17 protein-coding genes are annotated in these 19,179 nt (G+C 62.3%); 11 read left to right on the plus strand and 6 right to left on the minus strand.

Annotated elements, in window-relative coordinates:
* Window positions 1-25: 25 nt before the first annotated feature.
* The 3 genes from G5149_RS04270 to G5149_RS04280 form a co-directional block, all read right to left on the minus strand.
* A complete protein-coding gene (locus tag G5149_RS04270) occupies window positions 26-754 on the minus strand; it encodes an MgtC/SapB family protein (RefSeq protein ID WP_118854062.1) in 729 nt (242 codons plus the stop codon).
* Between the two features lie 230 nt (window positions 755-984).
* Entirely contained in the window at window positions 985-1,359 is a 375-nt protein-coding gene (locus G5149_RS04275; RefSeq protein ID WP_216979154.1) for a hypothetical protein, read from the minus strand.
* 441 nt (window positions 1,360-1,800) lie between these two features.
* Window positions 1,801-1,986, minus strand: a complete 186-nt coding sequence (locus G5149_RS04280) for a DUF2892 domain-containing protein (RefSeq protein ID WP_337073604.1) — start codon at window positions 1,984-1,986, stop codon at window positions 1,801-1,803.
* A gap of 88 nt (window positions 1,987-2,074) precedes the next feature.
* On the opposite strand from G5149_RS04280, the gene G5149_RS04285 reads away from it, so the two are divergent.
* The 9 genes from G5149_RS04285 to G5149_RS04325 are packed head-to-tail and all read left to right on the plus strand — an operon-like array spanning window position 2,075 to window position 11,756.
* Window positions 2,075-2,389 carry an ArsR/SmtB family transcription factor gene (locus tag G5149_RS04285; RefSeq protein WP_124243227.1) on the plus strand — a complete coding sequence of 105 codons (315 nt, stop codon included), beginning with the start codon at window positions 2,075-2,077 and terminating at the stop codon, window positions 2,387-2,389.
* Complete coding sequence (locus G5149_RS04290; RefSeq protein ID WP_421211734.1) at window positions 2,389-2,802, plus strand: YeeE/YedE family protein; 414 nt, start codon at window positions 2,389-2,391, stop codon at window positions 2,800-2,802. Before G5149_RS04285 ends, G5149_RS04290 begins: the two co-directional genes overlap by 1 nt.
* Before the next feature lie 13 nt (window positions 2,803-2,815).
* Window positions 2,816-3,262, plus strand: a complete 447-nt coding sequence (locus G5149_RS04295) for a YeeE/YedE family protein (protein WP_160881858.1) — start codon at window positions 2,816-2,818, stop codon at window positions 3,260-3,262.
* A 36-nt stretch (window positions 3,263-3,298) separates the two neighbouring features.
* On the plus strand, window positions 3,299-4,336 hold the full coding sequence (locus G5149_RS04300) for an efflux RND transporter periplasmic adaptor subunit (RefSeq protein WP_337073603.1): 1,038 nt from the start codon (window positions 3,299-3,301) through the stop codon (window positions 4,334-4,336).
* Window positions 4,329-7,493 (plus strand): efflux RND transporter permease subunit, encoded by a 3,165-nt coding sequence (locus tag G5149_RS04305; protein WP_421211735.1) that lies wholly within the window; start codon window positions 4,329-4,331, stop codon window positions 7,491-7,493. Before G5149_RS04300 ends, G5149_RS04305 begins: the two co-directional genes overlap by 8 nt.
* Window positions 7,494-7,520: 27 nt before the next feature.
* A complete protein-coding gene (locus G5149_RS04310; RefSeq protein ID WP_421211737.1) occupies window positions 7,521-8,660 on the plus strand; it encodes an efflux RND transporter periplasmic adaptor subunit in 1,140 nt (379 codons plus the stop codon).
* Window positions 8,653-9,342: an ABC transporter ATP-binding protein gene (locus tag G5149_RS04315; protein WP_201986045.1), complete on the plus strand. Its 690-nt coding sequence runs from the start codon at window positions 8,653-8,655 to the stop codon at window positions 9,340-9,342. Before G5149_RS04310 ends, G5149_RS04315 begins: the two co-directional genes overlap by 8 nt.
* Window positions 9,343-10,557, plus strand: a complete 1,215-nt coding sequence (locus tag G5149_RS04320; RefSeq protein ID WP_421211739.1) for an ABC transporter permease — start codon at window positions 9,343-9,345, stop codon at window positions 10,555-10,557.
* Complete coding sequence (locus tag G5149_RS04325; protein ID WP_421211741.1) at window positions 10,557-11,756, plus strand: ABC transporter permease; 1,200 nt, start codon at window positions 10,557-10,559, stop codon at window positions 11,754-11,756. Before G5149_RS04320 ends, G5149_RS04325 begins: the two co-directional genes overlap by 1 nt.
* Here the strand turns inward: G5149_RS04325 and G5149_RS04330 are convergent.
* Entirely contained in the window at window positions 11,753-14,215 is a 2,463-nt protein-coding gene (locus tag G5149_RS04330; protein ID WP_421211743.1) for a diguanylate cyclase domain-containing protein, read from the minus strand. The two genes, G5149_RS04325 and G5149_RS04330, sit on opposite strands and share 4 nt — an antisense overlap.
* A 619-nt stretch (window positions 14,216-14,834) precedes the next feature.
* On the opposite strand from G5149_RS04330, the gene G5149_RS04335 reads away from it, so the two are divergent.
* Both G5149_RS04335 and G5149_RS04340 read left to right on the plus strand, forming a co-directional pair.
* Window positions 14,835-15,851: a lipoate--protein ligase A gene (locus G5149_RS04335; protein ID WP_421211745.1), complete on the plus strand. Its 1,017-nt coding sequence runs from the start codon at window positions 14,835-14,837 to the stop codon at window positions 15,849-15,851.
* Window positions 15,852-16,069: 218 nt separating this feature from the next.
* Window positions 16,070-17,764, plus strand: coding sequence for a pyridoxal phosphate-dependent decarboxylase family protein (locus tag G5149_RS04340; protein ID WP_421211747.1), 1,695 nt, complete (start codon window positions 16,070-16,072; stop codon window positions 17,762-17,764).
* Between the two features lie 146 nt (window positions 17,765-17,910).
* Here the strand turns inward: G5149_RS04340 and G5149_RS04345 are convergent, their stop codons facing one another.
* Together G5149_RS04345 and bamE are read right to left on the minus strand one after the other, a co-directional pair.
* A complete protein-coding gene (locus tag G5149_RS04345; protein WP_103250592.1) occupies window positions 17,911-18,540 on the minus strand; it encodes an NAD(P)H-binding protein in 630 nt (209 codons plus the stop codon).
* Window positions 18,541-18,724: 184 nt separating this feature from the next.
* Complete coding sequence (bamE, locus tag G5149_RS04350) at window positions 18,725-19,063, minus strand: outer membrane protein assembly factor BamE (RefSeq protein WP_005344334.1); 339 nt, start codon at window positions 19,061-19,063, stop codon at window positions 18,725-18,727.
* Window positions 19,064-19,179 lie beyond the last annotated feature (116 nt).

The raw sequence follows: 19,179 nt of genomic DNA on the forward strand, positions 1-19,179 counted from the left end.
TTTTGCCGTTGGTGGATGGAGCCATTCAATCCGTGGTGCTGGCGCGCCAGAATATCTGCTTGATATGGGGATGAATGCCGAGTTTCACCATCAGGGCGTCGAGCTCGTCACCATCGATGGAGGTAGCGAGCAGCACCGCCGAGATCTCCAGATCCCTCTCGCCAAATGGCTCGATGTCGAGCTCGCTCATGGGATAGTTGGCCTGCTCCAGCATCTCTTCGAGCCAGTGCAGCACCTCCTTTTGATGCTCACGGGGGGTCAGGGCAGTCACCTTGTAGGTGACTTCAGTATCCAGATTGTCTACCGGGCGACGGTTGATCTGGTTGACCAGTGGTCGCAGCAGGGTGTTGGCGGCCAGCACGAATAACGCGCCCAGGATTGCTTCCATGGCGAGCCCTGCGCCACAGGCGGCGCCGACCGCTGCCACGCCCCAGAGGGTGGCGGCGGTGTTGATGCCGCGGATATTGCCTGACTCGCGCATGATGACACCGGCGCCGAGAAAGCCGATGCCGGAGACAATATAGGCCACCACATGGACCACGTTGTAGTTGCCGCCGTGCAGGTCATAGATTCGCTGGGCCAAGCTGACGAACAGGGCTGCCCCCACGGCGACCAGCACGTTGGTGCGAAGGCCCGCGGTACGTTGGCGGTACTGGCGCTCCAGCCCGACCAGACTGCCGAGCACAAAGGCGAGCAGCAGGCTGGCCAGAGTGTCGAGCAGGGAGATCATGTCTAGTTGTTGCCACATCTTCATGGCGTACTCCTTCTTATGAAGGCTGGCTTGGCACAATCCATGATGAAACGCCTGATGGCGGATGGATCAGAGTGGGATTGAGCGGATGACCAGCAGGAAAAAACGCAGCGTCCCGGGTTTGGCTTCCGGGGCGCGGGCATCATCAGATGCCCTGACGCTCGGAGAGGACGCAACAAGCGGGGCCAGCGTGACTGGCCCCTTGAACGGTTGTTAGTGCAGCAGGATGTGCGTCAGTTGAGCTCGGGAGCCGTGTCGATGCGCGGATGCAGCTCCCAGCGCACCGGATGTGCTACCCCGACCTGATGGACAAACTGCACCAGATAGCGGCGTTGGGGTGGAGAGCAGTGCACATTGAGTACCAGCTCACGCCCGCCGCTGCGACCCGGTTTCATCGATTGCATCGGTTGTAGCCCGGCCGGTTGCAGGGTGTGGTTCACCATATCCAGCACCTGTTCCATATCTGCACGATCCTCGCAGCGGATCTGCAGCCGGTAGTGGTGCTGGCGCGGTTTGCCGCCCAGCCAGCGTGGCAACATGCCGCGCCCCAGCTTGCTCAGCAGGGGATAAGTCCGGTTGGATACGGACAGAGTTGAAATAAAACGCATAGCAGCCTCCTTGTGGGAAGCAGAAACTATGCAGGCAAGGTGTCATGGCAAAGCCAGATCACCTGACGTCAAGTGTGAAATAAAGAGAAGAGGGGAGTGGATTTCCGCTTCTCGCAGGGCTGCGAGTTGCGGCAGAAGAAGACCTGCGGCTAGCTCGCAACCTTGGTACCGACGATGAGGGTCGGTCTACAACTGTCACTTGATGAGTTGCCCACTGATGGTCTCCGCTGTGTTAAGAACGGCAAAATGGTACTCATCCAGAGCGGTGAGGTAAAGCCTTATCGCCCTTTCAGCAACATTTAGATACAAGTTTGTCAATAATGGTGCCGACTGGTTATCTCCATAAGCATCACGGAGCGACGATAGCCATCGCTGCGCGATGACGCCCCGCTAGCAGAACCTATGCCCGATAGCAGGAGTTCCCCTGTCTTGCGCGACCTGTTACTTCAGCCCCAAGCGCTTCAGGATCAGGGCTGCCGGGCAGAACCCAGTGAACGCACTCTGGATCAGGTTGACCCCGACAAAGACGCTTAGCCAGACAAAGCCCGGATGCACCCAGGTGGTAAGGATCAGCGAGAGCAGCAACATACAACCCGCGACGATTCTGACTCCGTTATCTACTGTCATGGTCTTTCTCCCCATATATTTTAGATATTGCTAATTTAGTGTTGTTTTATACAATAGAACAAATATCAGCAATTGCTAATTTACTTCTATGAGCCAATTCGACGAGATGAACAGACATGCGACAGCCGCCGCCTCCCTGCTCAAGGCGTTGGCTCACCCTGAACGCCTGCTGGTGCTCTGCCAACTGGTGGAAGGGGAGAAGGGAGTCGGGGAATTGCTGGCCCACAGCCAGCTGGGCCAGTCGGCCTTCTCCCAGCAACTGTCGGTATTGAAGCGCTACGGCCTTATCCGTTCGCGCAAGGTCTCCCAGCAGATCTACTACTCGCTGGTGAGCGAGGCAGCTGCCGATGTGCTGGGGGCGCTGCAAACCCATTTTTGTCACTCGGAAAATAAGGAATCTTGATGATGGAAAGCCAATGGCTGCTCTCTTTGGGCGGCGGCATGCTGGCAGGGCTGTCGGCCCTGATCCTGATGTTGTTCAACGGCCGGGTGGCCGGGATCAGCGGCATTTTGGCCGGTGCGCTGCAACACCGTGCACCGTGGCGGGTGCTGTTTCTGCTGGGGCTGGGGGCGGGCGCCTGGTTGGCGCTGACTCTGGGTTGGGCCACCATGCCCGCATTCACCACCTTGCCCGGTTGGCCTGTTGTGCTGCTGGCCGGTTTGCTGGTTGGCATCGGTACCCGTCTTGGCAATGGCTGCACCAGCGGCCACGGCATCTGCGGCATGGGGCGGCTCTCCCTGCGCTCCATTGTCGCCACCCTGACCTTTATGGCGGCTGGCTTTATCACCGTCTTCATCACTCATCATCTGCTGTAAGGGGCTGATTGCCATGAAATTGCTGACAAGTTTGTTCGCGGGCCTGCTGTTTGGACTGGGGATGGCCATCTCCGGCATGGTGGATCCCGCCCGGGTCACCGGTTTTCTCGATCTGGCTGGCGCCTGGGATCCCAGCCTCGCCTTCGTGATGGGGGGGGCCCTGCTGGTCTTTATGCCGGGTTACTTCCTGCTGGTGAAACCCCGTCGTCAGAGTGTGCTGGGCGAGCCCATCGCGGCAGTACCTGCCCCCACGCTGGATCACCGCCTGATCGGTGGTGCCGCGCTGTTCGGTATCGGCTGGGGATTGGTGGGTATCTGCCCGGGGCCTGCCTTGAGTCTCATTTCCAGCGGCCAGCCCATGATAATGTTGTTTATAGTGGCCATGGTGGCCGGGATTTTGCTTGTTGATCGGGTTTGGGTGAAGGTGCGGGAGAAGCGCTGCCACCCCCGCTCTGTCTGAACGGATTGCCCCTGGTGTCGGGGAAGGAGGATTATCATGGAACAGATCCGCGTGCTGGGGGCCACCATGCTGGCCATGGTCTCCGCTCTTGTCTCTCCGATAACATGGTCTGCCGAGGCGAATGGCGATGCAACCCTGACCCTTGCCCCTCGTCAGGTGACCGACTGGCTGACGCTGGATGGCACCGTCAGTGCCATCAATCAGGGGACGGTGGCGGCCCAGACCAGCGGCCGGGTCTCCCGCATGCTGGTGGATGTGAACGATCAGGTGCAGGCGGGGCAGCCGCTGCTGGAGATCAGCGGCAAAGAGCAGTTTGCCGCCGTCACGGGGGCGCAGGCGCGGCTGGCGCGGGCGCAGGCCCAGCAAGTGGAAGCCGAGCGTCAGCTCGCCCGCTTTCAGGCGCTGATTGCCAAGGGGGTGATCACCCGCGCCCAGCTCGATAATGCCCAGGCGACGGATCGTGCCGCCCGCGCAGAGGTCAATGCCGCCAACGCGGCCCTCGCTCAGGCCCGCGAGGCCTACGGCTATACCCGCATTCTGGCTCCCTATGCCGGAGTGGTGACCAAACGGCTGGTAGAGCTGGGGGAGACTGTCGCCCCCGGTACCCCGCTGCTCTCCGGCTTCTCTCTAGACACACTGCGGGTGGAGGTGGAGTTGCCCCAATCCGCGCTGACGCTGGCTCGTGAGCCTGCGGATGTGCAGGTGCTGCTGCCGGATGGCAGGGCCGTTACCCCGGTCAAATTGACCCGCTTTAACTATGCCGACAGCCAGAGCCACGCCTTCAGGTTGCGCCTCGACTTGCCGCCGCAAACCGCTGCGGTATTGCCCGGCATGTGGCTCAAGGTTCAGCTCAAGCAGGGTGAGCGTCAGGTGTTGCAGGTGCCAGTACGCGCCCTGCTGCGGCAAGGGGAGTTCAATGGCGTCTATCTGCAGCAGCCCGCTGGCTGGGCCCTGACGCCGGTGCGGGTCGGCCATTGCTTTGAAGGGCAGTGCGAGATCCTGGCCGGGCTGCAAGCCGGTGACAAGCTGGCCCCCGATGCCTGGGCGCAGCAGCAGGAGGTGGCCCATGAGTAGCGAGCTGAACGGCAACAAGGAGAGGCTGGGGCCTGCCGGTCGGCTGGCTGCGCTGTTTCAGGGCTCGGCCATCACCCCGCTGCTGGCGCTGGTGGGGCTGCTGCTCGGCCTGTTTGCAGTGCTGGTGACCCCCAAGGAGGAGGAGCCGCAGATTGATGTCACCTTCGCTGATGTCTACATTCCCTTCCCGGGAGCCACTCCGGCTGAAGTGGCCTCTCTCGTCACCACCCCTGCCGAGCAGGTGGTCTCCCAGATAAAGGGGATCGATACTCTCTACTCTTTTTCCCAACCCGATGGCGCCCTGCTGGTGGTGGTGTTCAAGGTGGGGGTGAGCCGCGAGCAGGCTATCGTCGATCTCAACAACCAGCTCGACTCCAACCGTGACTGGTTGCCACAGGGGATCGGGGTCGGTCAGCCGCTGGTAAAACCCCGGGGGATCGATGATGTCCCTATCGTCAGTCTGACCTTATGGAGCAAAGAGGGGAGCAAGCAACTGGGGGCACCCGAGCTGACCCAGGTCGCCCATGAGCTGGAGACCGAACTCAAGCGCATTCCCGGTACCCGCGATATTTACACGCTGGGCAGCCAGAGTGCCGTGTTGCGGGTGATGCCGGATCCGGCGGCCCTCAGCGCCCACGGCATCAGCTGGGGCGATCTGAGCCAGCGACTGGCGGCCGCCAATCAGGTAGGCACGACACAGGCCACCTGGCAGGACAACAGTGAGATCAAGGTGCAGGTGGGGCAGTTCCTGCAAAGCGAGCAGGAGGCTAGAGAGCTGGTGGTGGGGCTGCACGACGGCAAGCCGGTCTATCTGGGGGATGTGGCCAGGGTCTCTCTGGGTCAGGAGACCCCGACCAAACGCAGCTGGATGGGGCTGGGGCAGGCCAGTTATCCGGCGGTGACCCTGGCCATCGGCAAGCAGCCGGGCCAGAACGCGGTCGATGTGGCCAAGCGGGTGGAGGCGCGGGTCGAGAGTCTCAAGAATCGGCTTATTCCGGCCGGGGTCGAGGTGACGGTGACCCGGGACTACGGCGTCACCGCCGAGACCAAATCCAACACCCTGATCGGCAAGCTGATTTTTGCCACCACGGCGGTGGTGCTGCTGGTGCTGGTGAGCATGGGCTGGCGCGAGGCGCTGGTGGTGGGCGTTGCCATCGTCATCACCCTGGCGCTGACTCTCTTCGCCAGCTGGGCCTGGGGCTTTACCCTCAACCGGGTGTCACTGTTTGCGCTGATCTTCTCCATCGGCATTCTGGTGGATGACGCCATAGTCGTGGTGGAGAACATCCACCGCCATCGCGGTTTGGGCAAGGGGGCGCTCAAGGATCTGATACCGGGGGCGGTGGACGAGGTGGGGGGGCCGACCATACTGGCGACCCTGACCGTCATCGCGGCCCTGCTGCCGATGGCCTTTGTCAGCGGGCTGATGGGCCCTTACATGAGCCCCATCCCCATCAATGCCAGCATGGGGATGCTTATCTCCCTGCTGGTGGCCTTCATCTTCTCCCCCTGGCTGGCGAGCCATTTACTCAAGGGGGAGGTGCACGGTGCCCACGGCGAAGCCAAGGCGGGTCTTTTTCACCGGCTGATGACCCCTTTTCTGATCGGTGATGGCGCCAAGCGCGCCAGACGCAAACTCTGGCTGGGGGTGTTGCTGCTGGTCGGGGCGGCCGCCGCCATGCCCATGGTGCAGTGGGTGGTGCTCAAGATGCTCCCCTTCGACAACAAATCGGAATTTCAGCTGGTGCTCGATATGCCGGAGGGGGCGACTCTGGAGCAGACCGAGCGCACTCTGCTGGCGGTCGGGCGGGAGCTTGCCAAGGTGCCCGAGGTGAAGGATTACCAGATCTACGCCGGTACCGCGGCCCCCATCAACTTCAACGGGCTGGTGCGCCACTACTTTATCCGCAGCGGTGCCAACGTGGGGGATATTCAGGTCAATCTGGTGGACAAGCATGAGCGCCATCGCAGCAGCCACCAAATTGCCCAATCGGTACGAGCCCCGCTGCAGGCCATCGCCAGTGCGGCAGGGGGCAACCTGAAAGTCGTTGAGGTGCCCCCCGGCCCGCCGGTCTGGTCTCCCATCGTTGCCGAGATCTATGGCCCGACTCAGGCCGCCCGCGAAGCGGCCGCTCGCGCCGTACAGGCCCGTTTTGTGGCCACGGCGGATCTGGTGGATGTGGATATCTATCTGACCGACCCGCAGCCCAAGTGGCGGCTGGTGGTGGATCGCAGCAAGGCGGCCCTGCTCGGAGTCGATCTCGGGGATCTGGTGAACACCCTCAATGGCGGGGTGGGTTATCAGGATGCCAGCTGGCTGCAGGGGCACGGTGCCAAGTATCCGGTGCCGATCCGCATCGAACTGGCTCCCGGTGACAAACGGGATCTGGCGGGCGTACTGGCCCTCAAGGTGCGCAGCCAGAGCGGCCAGCTGGTGCGGGTCTCCGAGCTGGTGAATCGCCGTGATGAGGTGGTCCCCAGCTATATCATGCACAAGAACATGCAGCCTATGGTGATGGTGGTGGCCGACATGGGTGGACATACCGACAGCCCGCTCTACGGCATGTTTGCCGCCGGTGCCGACATCGACCTGCCCCAATATTACGTGCAGCAGCCCGATAAATTGGGAGAGGTGGCGCTGTTGTGGGACGGGGAGTGGAAGATCACCTACGAGACCTTCCGCGACATGGGGCTAGCCTACGGGGTGGGGATGATCCTCATCTACCTGCTGGTGGTGGCCCAGTTCCGCTCCTATCTGGTGCCGCTCATCATCATGGCTCCCATTCCGCTCACCATCATAGGGGTGATGCCGGGCCACGCCCTGCTGGGGGCCCAGTTTACCGCCACCTCGATGATCGGGATGATCGCCCTGGCCGGGATCATCGTACGCAACAGCATCCTGCTGGTGGACTTTATCGAGCAGCAGCGCAGCGCCGGGGTGGCGTTCGAGCAGGCGGTAATCGAAGCGGCGCAGGTGCGGGTCAAACCCATCATGCTGACGGCGCTGGCGGCGATGATCGGGGCCCTGTTTATCCTCGACGATCCCATCTTCAACGGGTTGGCCATCAGCCTGATTTTCGGGATCCTGGTCTCCACTTTGCTCACCCTGGTGGTGATACCCTTGCTCTATTATGCCCTGCTCTCCCGACGCACATGACGGGAGTCACTAGCGAAAGGATGCGCGATGAAGAGAGGTTGGTTGTGGTGGGGAAGTGGCGCTGTGGTGGCGGTGGCTGCTGTGGCATGGTGGTGGCGACCGCAGCCGACGTCGATCAGGCTGGCTGAGGTCGGGCGGGGGGATGTGCTGGTCACCGTGGTCAATACCCGGGCCGGCACCATCAAGTCGTGTCAGCGAGCCGGACTCAGTCTGCCCGGTGGCGGCGTGGTGGAGCAGATCGCCGTCAAGGCCGGGGAGCGGGTAGCCCGGGGAGATCTGCTGCTGACCCTCTGGAGTGACGATATTCACGCCGATCTCGCCCGGGCCCGCGCCCAGCAGGCCCTTGGCAAGACCCAGCGCGAGGAGCGTTGCAGCGAGGCGGACTACTACGAGCGGGAGGCCAACCGGCTGGCCACCTTGCTGGCCAAAAACCTCACCTCCCGCACCCTCGCCGAGCAGGCCCAGAATCTGGCCGATACCCGCCGCTATGTCTGTCAGGCATCCCGTCAGCAGGAGCGGGTTGACGAGGCGCAGGTCGCCCAGGTGGAGGCACGCTTGAGCGAGCGCCGCTTGCTGGCGCCGTTTGCCGGAGTGGTGGCGGAGGTCAACAGCAAGCTGGGCGAATACATGACCCCCTCACCGCCCGGAGTGGCCATGCCCCCCGTTATCGATCTCATCGACGATCGCTGTCTGTATGTCTCAGCCCCCATCGATGAGGTGGATGCCGCCCGCCTCAAGGTGGGGCAGCCTGCCCGGGTACTGCTCGACGCCATGCCCGGGCGCGATTTTGCCGCCACCGTCACCCGCATCGCCCCCTATGTGAAGGAGCTGGAGAAGCAGGCCCGCACCGTCGAGGTGGAGGCATCGCTCACTGCCCTGCCCACTGATGTGCCCCTGCTTATCGGCTACAGCGCCGATCTTGAGGTCGAGGTGACCCGCGCCACCGATGTGCTGCGGGTAGCGGCCAGCAGCCGGGCCGACGATGGCAGCGTGCTGCGGCTGGAAGGGGATAAGCTGGTGCGGGTGGTACCCCGCTGGGGCGTGGAAAACTGGAACTGGATTGAGGTGGCCGAGGGGCTCGCCGCCGATGATCGGCTGGCAGCCCAGCCCGGACAGATTGTCGGGGAGGGCCCTTTCAGCGCCGCCACGGAGCAGACGGATGAGTGATCTCATTCGCCTCGAGGCCGTCAGCCGTCGTTTCACTCTGGGGGGAAGCGAGGTGGCCGCCCTCGATCGCGTATCCCTGCGGGTTGCCGAGGGTGAGTATCTGGCGGTGATGGGCCCCTCGGGCTCCGGCAAATCGACCCTGCTCAATGTGCTGGGGCTGCTGGATCGGCCCGACGATGGGCGTTACTGGCTGGGAGGGGAGGATACCGCCACCCTGTCAGAGCCGGCGCTGGCCCAGCTGCGCGGTCATCGCATCGGCTTCGTGTTCCAGTCGTTTCACCTTATCTCCCGCCTCACCGCCCGTGAAAACGTCGAGCTGCCGCTGATGTTGTGCGGGATCGCCCCCGTCGAGCGCCATCGCCGCAGCCAGCAGTTGCTGGGGGAGCTGGGGCTGGAGAACCGGGCCGGACACCGCCCTGCCGAGCTTTCCGGTGGTCAGCGTCAGCGGGTAGCCATCGCCCGTGCCATGGCGATGGCGCCGCGGCTGATCCTGGCCGACGAGCCCACCGGCAATCTCGACTCCCGCTCCGGGGAGGAGGTGATTAGCCTGCTGGAGGGGCTCAACCGGGAGCAGGGGATCACGCTGGTGGTGGTGACCCACGATCCGCGCCTCGGTGATCGGGCGGGCAGGCGGATCCTGATGAACGATGGCCGCATCAACATTGATAGCGGCGGTGGCTGAATGCGGCGCCCCGATGTGATCCGCTTTGCCGCCGTGGCCCTGCTGCGCCAGCGCTCACGGGCGCTGGTCTTGATCCTGGCGGTGAGTTTGAGCGTCACCTCGGTGCTGCTGCTCACCGCGCTGGGGGAGGGGGCGAGGCGCTATGTGGCCGACCAGTTCAGCTCCCTTGGCAAGGATCTGCTGGTGATGTTCCCGGGCCGCAAGGAGACCACCGGCGGGCTGCCGCCGGTCACCGGCAACAGTCTGCGGCAGATCACACTCGATGACATGCACTACCTTGGCCAGCATCAGCCAAACGTGCGGCTGGTGCCGCTGGTGATGGGCTTTGCCGAGGCCAAGCAGGGGGCGCGGCTGCGCCAGACTATGCTGCTTGGCAGCAGCAACGGGCTGCGCGATACCCACGGGCTGGAGCTGCTCTCCGGCCGCTGGCTACCGGGGGATGCCGCAGAGGATCGCCCGGCCGTTCTGCTCGGGGCCAAGGTGGCCCGTGAGCTGTTCGGTCAGGCCGATCCGGTCGGCCTGTGGCTGCGTTTTGACAATCGCCGCTTTCGGGTGGTGGGGGTCTTCACCAGCCAGAGCAGCAATCTGGGGATGGACATGGCCGAAGCCGCGCTGATCCCGGTCGGTAGCGCCATGCGGCTGTTCAACACCGAGGGGCTGTTTCGGCTGCTGATCCAGCCGCTGGCGGGGCAAGCGGTGCCCCCGCTGGTCAAGCGACTGGAGCAGCTGATGCAATCGCGCCACGGGGTGCTCGATGTGACCGTGGTGCGCCGTGACGCCATGCTGGCCACCTTCTCCACCATTCTCTCGACTCTCACCCTGGCCGTTGCCGGTATCGGCGCCATCAGCCTGCTGGTCTCTGGCATCATGATGATGAATCTGGCGCTGATCAGCACCCGCCAGCGCACCGGCGAGATCGGCCTGCTCAAGGCGCTGGGGGCCGACAGTCGCCAGATCCGCCAGCTGTTTTTGTGGGAGGCGCTGCTGCTAAGCGGCAGTGGCGCGCTGTTTGGCACTGTGTTGGGCTATGCCCTTGTTGCACTCGCCGGAGTGATTTGGCCCGGATTTCCGGCGGCGGTCCCTCTGCTCGCTACTTTCTGCACCATACCGGCGGCCCTGCTGACCGGGCTGTTTTTTAGCTGGCTGCCCGCCTCCCGGGCGGCACGGCAAGATCCGGTCAGCAGCCTGCGCAGCGGGCAGTGGAGCGGTGGCTGATGCGCGCCGCCGATCTGCTGTTCTGGCTCTGGCGCGCCTTGCTGGCGGGGCGCAGCCGCAGTCTGCTGTCGGCGCTCGGCATTGCCATCGGGATCGCCTCGGTGACCCTGCTCACCGGCATCGGCGAGGGGCTCAGGCTCTATCTGCTCGACAGCTTCTCCCAATTTGGCACCCGGTTGATCGCCGTGACCCCGGGCAAGACCGAAACCGCAGGCGGCCCGCCCGGCATCCTCTCCAGCAGCCGTCCCCTGCTGCTGGAGGATGGCGATGCCCTCGCCAGATTGGCAGGGGTAGAGGCGGCGCTCCCTGTGGTGCAGGGGCAGGGGGAGGTGCGCAGCCGCGGACTGACCCGCAGTACCGCTATTCTGGGCACAGGCTCGGCGGCGCTCTCCGGCTGGCGACTCACCCTGGTGCAGGGACGTTTTCTGCCCGCGGACGACAGTGCCATGCCCCGCGCCTATGCGGTGCTGGGGGCCAAGGTGGCGGCTGAGCTGTTTCCCGGTGGCGATGCGCCTGGGAGTCTATTGCGCGCTGGTGATCGCCGTTTTCGGGTGGCCGGGGTGCTGGCGCCCAAGGGGCAATTTCTCGGCTTTGATCTGGATGACATGATCTATCTGCCCGCCGCCCACGCCCAGGCGCTGTTCAACAAGGAGGGGCTGCAGGAGATCGACGTCATCTATCGCGCTGGGCAGACGGAGGCCGATATCACCGCCCAGATCCGGCGGGTGCTGATCGCCCGCCACGGCGCCGAGGACTTCACTCTCGCCTCCCAGCAGGACATGCTGACCAGCCTCGACAAGATCCTCTCCATCATCAAGCTGGCGGTGGGCGGGCTCGGCATTATCTCGCTGCTGATCGGGGCGGTCGGCATCTTCAGCATCATGAGCATCGCCCAGCAGGAGCGGATCCCCGAAGTGGGCTTGCTAATGGCGCTGGGCTGCCCACGGCGGCGCATTCTATTGCTGTTTCTGCTCGAAGCCGTGGTGCTGGCACTGCTGGGCGGGGCTATGGGACTGGCCCTGCTCGGCGGGCTCAAACTGCTGCTCGGATTGCTGGCGGCCGGCTTGCCGCTCACCCTTCATCCTCTCTATCTGCTGTTGGCGCTCGGTTGCAGCGCCCTGGTCGGTCTGCTGGCCGGGGTCGCACCCGCCTTGCGGGCAGTACGCCTCGATCCCGTGGTCGCCCTGCGGGGAGACTAGGCGGCCCCTTCCGCAATAGGCAAGCAGCGTTCTGGTCTGAACTGGGGGAAGTAACGACGATCCGCCTGACTCATGTGTCCGACCACCAGCTCCTGAATGATGAAGTTGAGCAGCTCGTCGTTGCCCAGCGTCCCCGCTTTGGCGGCGAGGAGCAACTGGCTTGCCTTGTTGAGCAGGCGCAGGTGATCCTGACGGTGACTGGCGAGTTCCCGATAGTCGATCTCCACCAGCATCTGCTCTTCAAAAGCGAAGTGATGGCGGGCCATCTCTAACAGTCTCTCAAGACTATCCAAAAACGGAGCAGGGTTGTCGTGCTGAGCTTTCATCCGCTCCAGCAGCCGATTGGTCAGCACGAACAGCTGACGATGCTCGGCATCGATACGCGGGTGACCGCATTCGTGGCCGGGTTGCCACAGCAGGGCACCCTGTTCCGGATCAAGGCCCGGGGTAAAGAGGCAGACCCGGCCGCGGCCGCGATGCTTCGCCTGATACATAGCCTGATCGGCGTGGTGCATCAGGGTTTTGGCATCCTCCCCGTGCTCGGGATAGAGCGCCAGCCCGATACTGCTGGAGATAAGCAGCTTCTGCTCCTCCAGTTGGAATGGATGGCGCAACTGCTGGTGCAGCTTGTCGGCCACCGCCAGCACTTCGTCGCCAGTCTCCGGCAGCAAGATAACGAACTCGTCGCCCCCCAGCCGTGCCACCAGGTCCTGTTTGCGCACGCAGTGGCTCATCCGCTCGGCCACCAGATTGAGCAAGATATCCCCGGTTTCATGGCCGAAGGTATCGTTTATCGGCTTGAAGTGATCGAGATCGATAAACATCACAGCCAATGGACGAGGCGTCTCCTGCTCCAGCAGCTCCTTGAGTCGTTGTTGCAGCAAGCGGCGATTGGGTAGGCCAGTGAGGGAGTCATAGAAGGCGAGGCGGCGCATCATCTCCTCCCGCGCCGCCCGCTCGGTGATATCCCGGGTGACCCCGAGGATCGCCTCCGGTTGGGTCTTGTGGTTACCATGAAGGGTAGTAATGGTCTCGGTCGCTACCAGATGGCCGTCCTTGTGGCGCAACTGGGTGCGAATGACGCGGCGGGTCTGGTCATGCTCTCCCCGTAACCATGCCTCCAGGGTGGCAGAGAGCTCTTCGCGCAGCAGTTGTCTTGAAGCATCCGGCAGCAGCTGTTTGAGGGGCAGGGCAAACAGCTCGGGGGCCTCGTAGCCGCTCAGGGAGGCGATGGCCGGACTGATATAGCGAAAGCGCAAGCTGGCGGCATCCATGGTCCAGATCACATCGGCGCTGTTCTCCGCTACGAAGCGGTAGTGTTGCTCACTCTGGGCCAGCTCGCGGGTTAGCCGCTGGCGATCCAGCGCCTCCTGACGCAGGCGCAGGTAGAGGTGCAAGAAGATGCCGAGTAATGTCATCAGGGTAAAGGTGATAAGCATGGCCACCGCCACGCTCTTGTCGAGCAGTTGCCGTTGCTGGCGCAGCCGCTCCTGCGTGGGGTCGTAGATAAAGCGGTCGAGGTTTGGCAATACCGTGAGCATGCCTGCCTCCAGATAGGTTTTGGCGATCTGCTGCCAGCGCTCCTGTTGCATATACCCGGGTTCGATAAGGTCCGGTTGCATCAATTCTCTGGTTTCGCGGGCCTCGAACTCAAGCTGTTCACGACTTGCAGCGTTGGGATACAGCGCCATGATCAGGTTGATCATCTCTTCGGGGTGTTCCATTGCATAGCGCCACCCCTTGAGGCTGGCCTGCTGGAAGGCGTATACCCGATCCTGTCGGGTGATCAGCTCCCGCTCGGAGGTAAACAGGTTGTCGCCGTAGAAGTCAAAGTCGATGGTGCGCGGACTGAAGACCCGATAGGGGATCCCTTTTTGTTGCAGATAGAAGGGCTCGGTAGTGCTATAGGCACTGATGGCATCCACCTTGCCCGCCAGCAGTGCTTGTATCCCCTCTTTGTAGGGGAGGGTGACCCAGTCGCGGCTGCGGGTCTGGTGGGAAAGGTAGGTCAGCAGCTCGTTGGAGCCTGGCTCCAGCATCAGTCGCTTGTTGGCCAGATCGGCCGGGTTGCGAATATCTGGCCGATCCCGCGTGAGCAGAACCAGAGGCGAGTGCTGCAGCAGTGCGGCGAGCACCACTACCGGACGACCGGCAGCCCGATCCAGCAGCAGATCACTGCCGCTGATGCCAAAATGGGCCTTTCCCGAGATCACCTCGCTGACCACATCGGTGCGGGAATCCGCTTCGCGCAGGGTCACTTGCAGACCGGCCTCCCGATAAAACCCCTTGGCGATGGCCGCATAGTAACCAGCAAACTGGAACTGGTGTTGCCATGGCAACTGGACGATGACTTGCTCCCGGGCTCGCACGGGGATTGAAGTCAGAGTGGCGATAACCATACCGACCAGCATTGGCAGAAACCAGCTGAGGTGCTGGCGAGGGGCTGCGTTCTCCGTCATACAATGTTTCTCTCGGGAGCTGTGTCCAGGGTCTGTTGATGTCTCTGCACTAGCCACACAGCCCGCAGGGCCGGGGCTGTGGTGTCGCGCATTGCCGTGATTGGCGCGATTATCGGGTGAACTCCACTTTTGGGGAGCGATCAACCTTACCTCTCGTTCCTCGCTGCGCGTTAGAACGGACCATGGTCGCGGTCGTGGTGAAACAGCAGCAGATTCTAAGCTGGACTCAAGCACTTCTTTGTAACCTGCAAGGGGAGAACAAGTCTCTGCAACGAGGCATCGGTGGGTTGGGTAGTCATTTTGTTGTCATTCATCACACTGGATATATACATGCTGTTTCTCGCAAGCCAGGTGATTAATAAGAGATCCATATGGCTTATCTCTGTGGTCGCATTCTAGCCATTTTCTCCCGTTTTTATTGTTTCGATTGCGGCTTAACCGCGATTCCTCGGTGGTTGCACGTCAGGCTGTGTCGTTATATCAATAGATACTTTTATGGGGCGGTCAGGTGTAACGCAAATGTGTCACACCTGCTGCACATCGGTTAATGCGTAACGGGCCAGTGATGGGACCCCGTCAGTGTTATCATGCTGCTCCCTGTTCCGGATAAGGTCTTTTTATGTCCCGCTTGCGTCTGCTTGTCTCCGACTCTCACGATCCCCTGTTCAATCTGGCCGTAGAGGAGTGCATTTTCCGCCAGATGGACCCCGGCCAGCGGGTGCTGTTCCTCTGGCGCAACGCCAATACCGTGGTGATCGGCCGGGCCCAGAATCCGTGGAAGGAGTGCAACACCCGCCGAATGGCGGAGGACGGGGTGACCCTGGCTCGCCGCAGCAGTGGGGGGGGCGCCGTGTTTCACGACCTTGGCAACAGCTGTTTTACCTTCATGGCGGGCAAGCCGGAGTATGACAAGAGCGTCTCCACCGCCATCGTGCTGGACGGGCTCAAGCGATTGGGGATCGAGGCGTTTGCCTCCGGTCGCAACGATCTGCTGGTGGTCACCCCGGACGGGGAGCGCAAGGTATCGGGGTCGGCCTATCGGGAGACTCTGGATCGCGGGTTCCACCACGGCACCCTGCTGCTGGATGCCGATCTCGGCCGCCTTGCCAACTACCTCAACCCCGACCCCAAGAAGCTGGCGGCCAAGGGGATCACCTCGGTGCGCAGCCGGGTGGCCAATCTGTGCGAACTGCAGCCGGGGATCGACCATCAACAGGTGAGCGAGGCGCTGCAGGAGGCCTTTTTCCATCATTACGGCGCGCGAGTTGAGCCCGAGCATATCTCCCCGGAGCAGATGCCGGATCTGCCGGGCTTTGCCGAGACCTTCGCTCGCCAGCGCAGTTGGGAGTGGAACTATGGCCACGCGCCCGCCTTCACCCATCTGCTGGAGGAGCGGTTCAGCTGGGGCGGGGTGGAGCTGCACTTTGATGTGGAGAAAGGGGTCATCACCCGGGCGCAGCTCTTTAGCGATACTCTGGAGCCGGCCCCGTTTGATCGGCTGGCGGCCGAACTGGCGGGTTGCGGCTATCGAGCGGAGGCTGTTTCCGCGCGCCTGCTGCCCTGGCTGGCGGCCTTTCCGCAGCAGCAGAGTGAGCTGACGGAGTTTGCCGAGTGGCTGTTGGCCTCCCTGCGTTGAGGGCTGCGCTGATGGCGGTCCGGTAGTGAGGGCGCTGTCAGCCAGGATGGGAGCAAGATCACGAAATATAAAGAGGCGCCTCAAAGGCGCCTTTTTGCCAGCCCTTGTGATGGCTGATACATGACAAAAAGTAGGGTAGGCCATTAGATATTGTCACTGTTGGCCCCGCTGACACAGGGGTATAACGGCCGCACACTTGCTGTACTAATGGTATAAAAATGAGTGACTTAGTTTATCTTAAAGACGACAGCGTCAATGCCGTCCACCCCGATTTCTCCGCCCGTTTCGCCACCGTCAAAGCCAACTTTTTCTCGCGTAATCCCGATCTCTGGCCCGTTTTTCGCGAACCCGGATTTGCCACCCTCAACGAATTTCGGGCCCGTGGCCTGGCGCCGGATGCCCGCCTGAACGCCTGGCCTGATGGCCGTGCCCGCCTGGCCGATCTCTGCGAGACCATGCCGGTGCCCGCCACCATGCGCACCCCGGGCGAGCCGATGGCCGAGTTGCTGTTTGCCGCTGCTCTATCGAAGGATTGGGAGAACCCCTCCAGCGTCGAGAACGTCATCACCATGTCAGCGGATCCCGCCATTTACGGTGCCCAGTTGGGCATTCTGGCCAACCCCAATCTGGTCTACTCCGAATATGCCGGGGTCGCCGAGGAGCTGGAGAAGAAGGTGGTGCGCCAGATTGCCCTGCTGGCGGGTTATGACCCCGAGCGTGCCACCGGCATCTTCACCCAGGGGGGGACCTTCTGTAACCTCTACGGCTACCTGCTCGGCATTCGCAAAACCTTGCCCGAAGCCAAGCACAAGGGGCTCGGCCACTATCAGGATTACCGCATCATCAACTCCCAGGGCGGTCACTACTCCAACATCACCAACCTCTCCCTGCTCGGGGTCGACATCGAGAACAAGACCATCCGCATTCAGGTGGGGGAGAACAATGACATCGATCTCGACCACCTCGAACGCACCCTGACCGCCTGTTTTGCCCTGAAACACGTGGTGCCCACCATCATGCTCACCATGGGCACCACCGACACCTTCGGGGTAGATCAGGTGAAACCCGTGTTCGAGCTGCGCAATCGCCTCTGCGAGCAGTTCGAGGTGGCGGTCAAGCCCCATATCCACGTCGATGCCGCCATCGGCTGGTCGATGATCTTCTTCCTGGGTTACGACTTTGCCGCCAACCCGCTCGCCATCAACAGCGCCACTCTGGCGGGGATCGAGCGCAACGTGGTGCGCTTTGCCGAGCTCAAATATGCCGACTCCTTCACCGTCGACTTCCAGAAGTGGGGCTATGTGCCCTACACCTCCAGTCTGGTGATGATCAAGGAGCAGGATGACCTCAAGGCGATGGAGAATGACCCGGAGAACTTCTCCTACTTCGAGCGGGATATTCAGGGCCAGACCCACCTGCAATCCACCATTGAGTGCTCCCGCGGCGCGAGCGGCCTGTTCGGTGCCTATGCGGCGCTCAACTATATGGGGGTCGAGGGGTATCGCACCGTGCTGGCCCACTGCCTGCAAAATGCCAATTACTTCCGCTTCCGGTTAAGCCAGCTGGGCAACGTCAAGCTGGTGGCGCAGGAGAATCAGGGGCCGAGCGTCGGCTTCAAGATCTACAACCCCGAGTGGGTGAGCGATCCGGAGGCCGAATTCGCCTTCGAGCTGGCCCGCTCCAGCGACCCTGCCTACAAGGCGCGGTTGCAGCGCAACACTGACTACCACCGCAGCCTGTTCAAGGGGCGCGGCAAGGTGGGGCTCTACACCAACTGGGTGGAGGCGGTGGCCCACTCTGACTACGATGCCCGCGGCAAATACTCCTACATCGCCGGGGAGAAGGCGGTCTTTATGAATCCTGCCTGCACTCGCGAGCAGATCGACGCCTTTATCGACCATATTCGCGGTTGATGGCGGTTGCCCTGACTGCCGAGCGCGGTCAATGGTGGCAAGAGATGGTTGGGGTGTATCACGCCAACAGATAGACAAAGGGCAAGCCGGTTGGCTTGCCCTTCTGTTTTCACGACGGTATGCGAAAGCGGTGGAAAAGGCCGGGCTCAGAGGGCCAGCAGTTGCTCATTCTCGACAATCTCGCACCCGGCGGGCAGTTTCGAGAGGGCGATCATGGCGTGGGCCACCTGACGGGCCTCGATGGCGCGCCAACGGGCGAGCTTGCCCACCAGCAGTGGCCGAAACAGCGGGTAGATGGTCTGAAAGATCTGCTCGGAGAGGCGCGGTGGCTGGCGATCCCCGAGCAGCATAGCGGGCCGTACGATGGCGAGCCGTGGCCAGGATTGGGCCAGCAGGGCCTGCTCCATCTCCCCCTTGGTACGCGGATAGAGAGCCGGGGACGATGCACTGGCCCCCATGCTCGAGACCACGATAAGGCGCTGACAGCCGTGACGGCGGGCCAGCTCGGCAAAGGCGACCACATAGTCGAGATCGACCCGGCGAAACGCCTCGGCAGAGCCTGCTTCCTTGCGGGTGGTGCCGAGGGCACAGAAGGCGATATCCACCGGGCGGGAGAGGGTGACGCTGGCCAGATCATCAAAATTGACCGGTAGCCAGTGGTGCGCCTCCTTGCCCGGCTTGCGACAGAGCAGGGTCAGTTCATGTTCGGCAGGCAGTTGCTGCACCAGTTCGCGACCGATCAGGCCGCTGGCTCCGGCAATCAGGATCCGGCTCATGGGGATTCTCCCTGTGTCATTCGATGGTGTTGAGGTTATGGTGGCTGCTCATCAGCATCAGCCAATTTGCAGGCAGCTGCAATGGGAGGATATGACACGACATTCCCTGACAGGATAACGGGCGGGATACATAGTGCGGAGGCTGGATAAAACAAAACCGGCACGAGGCCGGTTTTGCGGTATATCAGAGCGGGGTATTGAAAGCTGCTGGCAGCGGGAAGTCACCCGTCACTGTGGTCAGCCTGTCATTGGCGAAGGTGACGGTGAGCTCCTTGCGCTCTTTCTCACCGCGCCCCGGCTGGAACTCATAGAGGTAGTACCAGGTGTTGGGATCAAAGCCGTCACGCAGCATGGGGGTTCCCAGTACATAGCTGACCTGCTCGCGGGTCATCCCCTGGCGCAGTTTGTCGACCTGTTTTTGTTCCACATAGTTGCCCTGGGGAATATCGATACGATAGACCAGGCTGCAACCGGAGAGGGTGAGGGCGGTCAAGGCCGCGGCAATCAGGTGTTTCATCCGCATATCGAGTTCAGATCATCCATACAGTCTTTTTTGGCTCGGCAAATCATACCGACTCCCTCCACGGAAGTAAAAAGCCATTGATCCATCAGCCAATAAAAAGGGTCGCACTGCGACCC

It is taken from the genome of Aeromonas sp. 600479, assembly GCF_049175515.1.
Taxonomy (GTDB): Bacteria; Pseudomonadota; Gammaproteobacteria; order Enterobacterales; family Aeromonadaceae; genus Aeromonas; species Aeromonas veronii_A.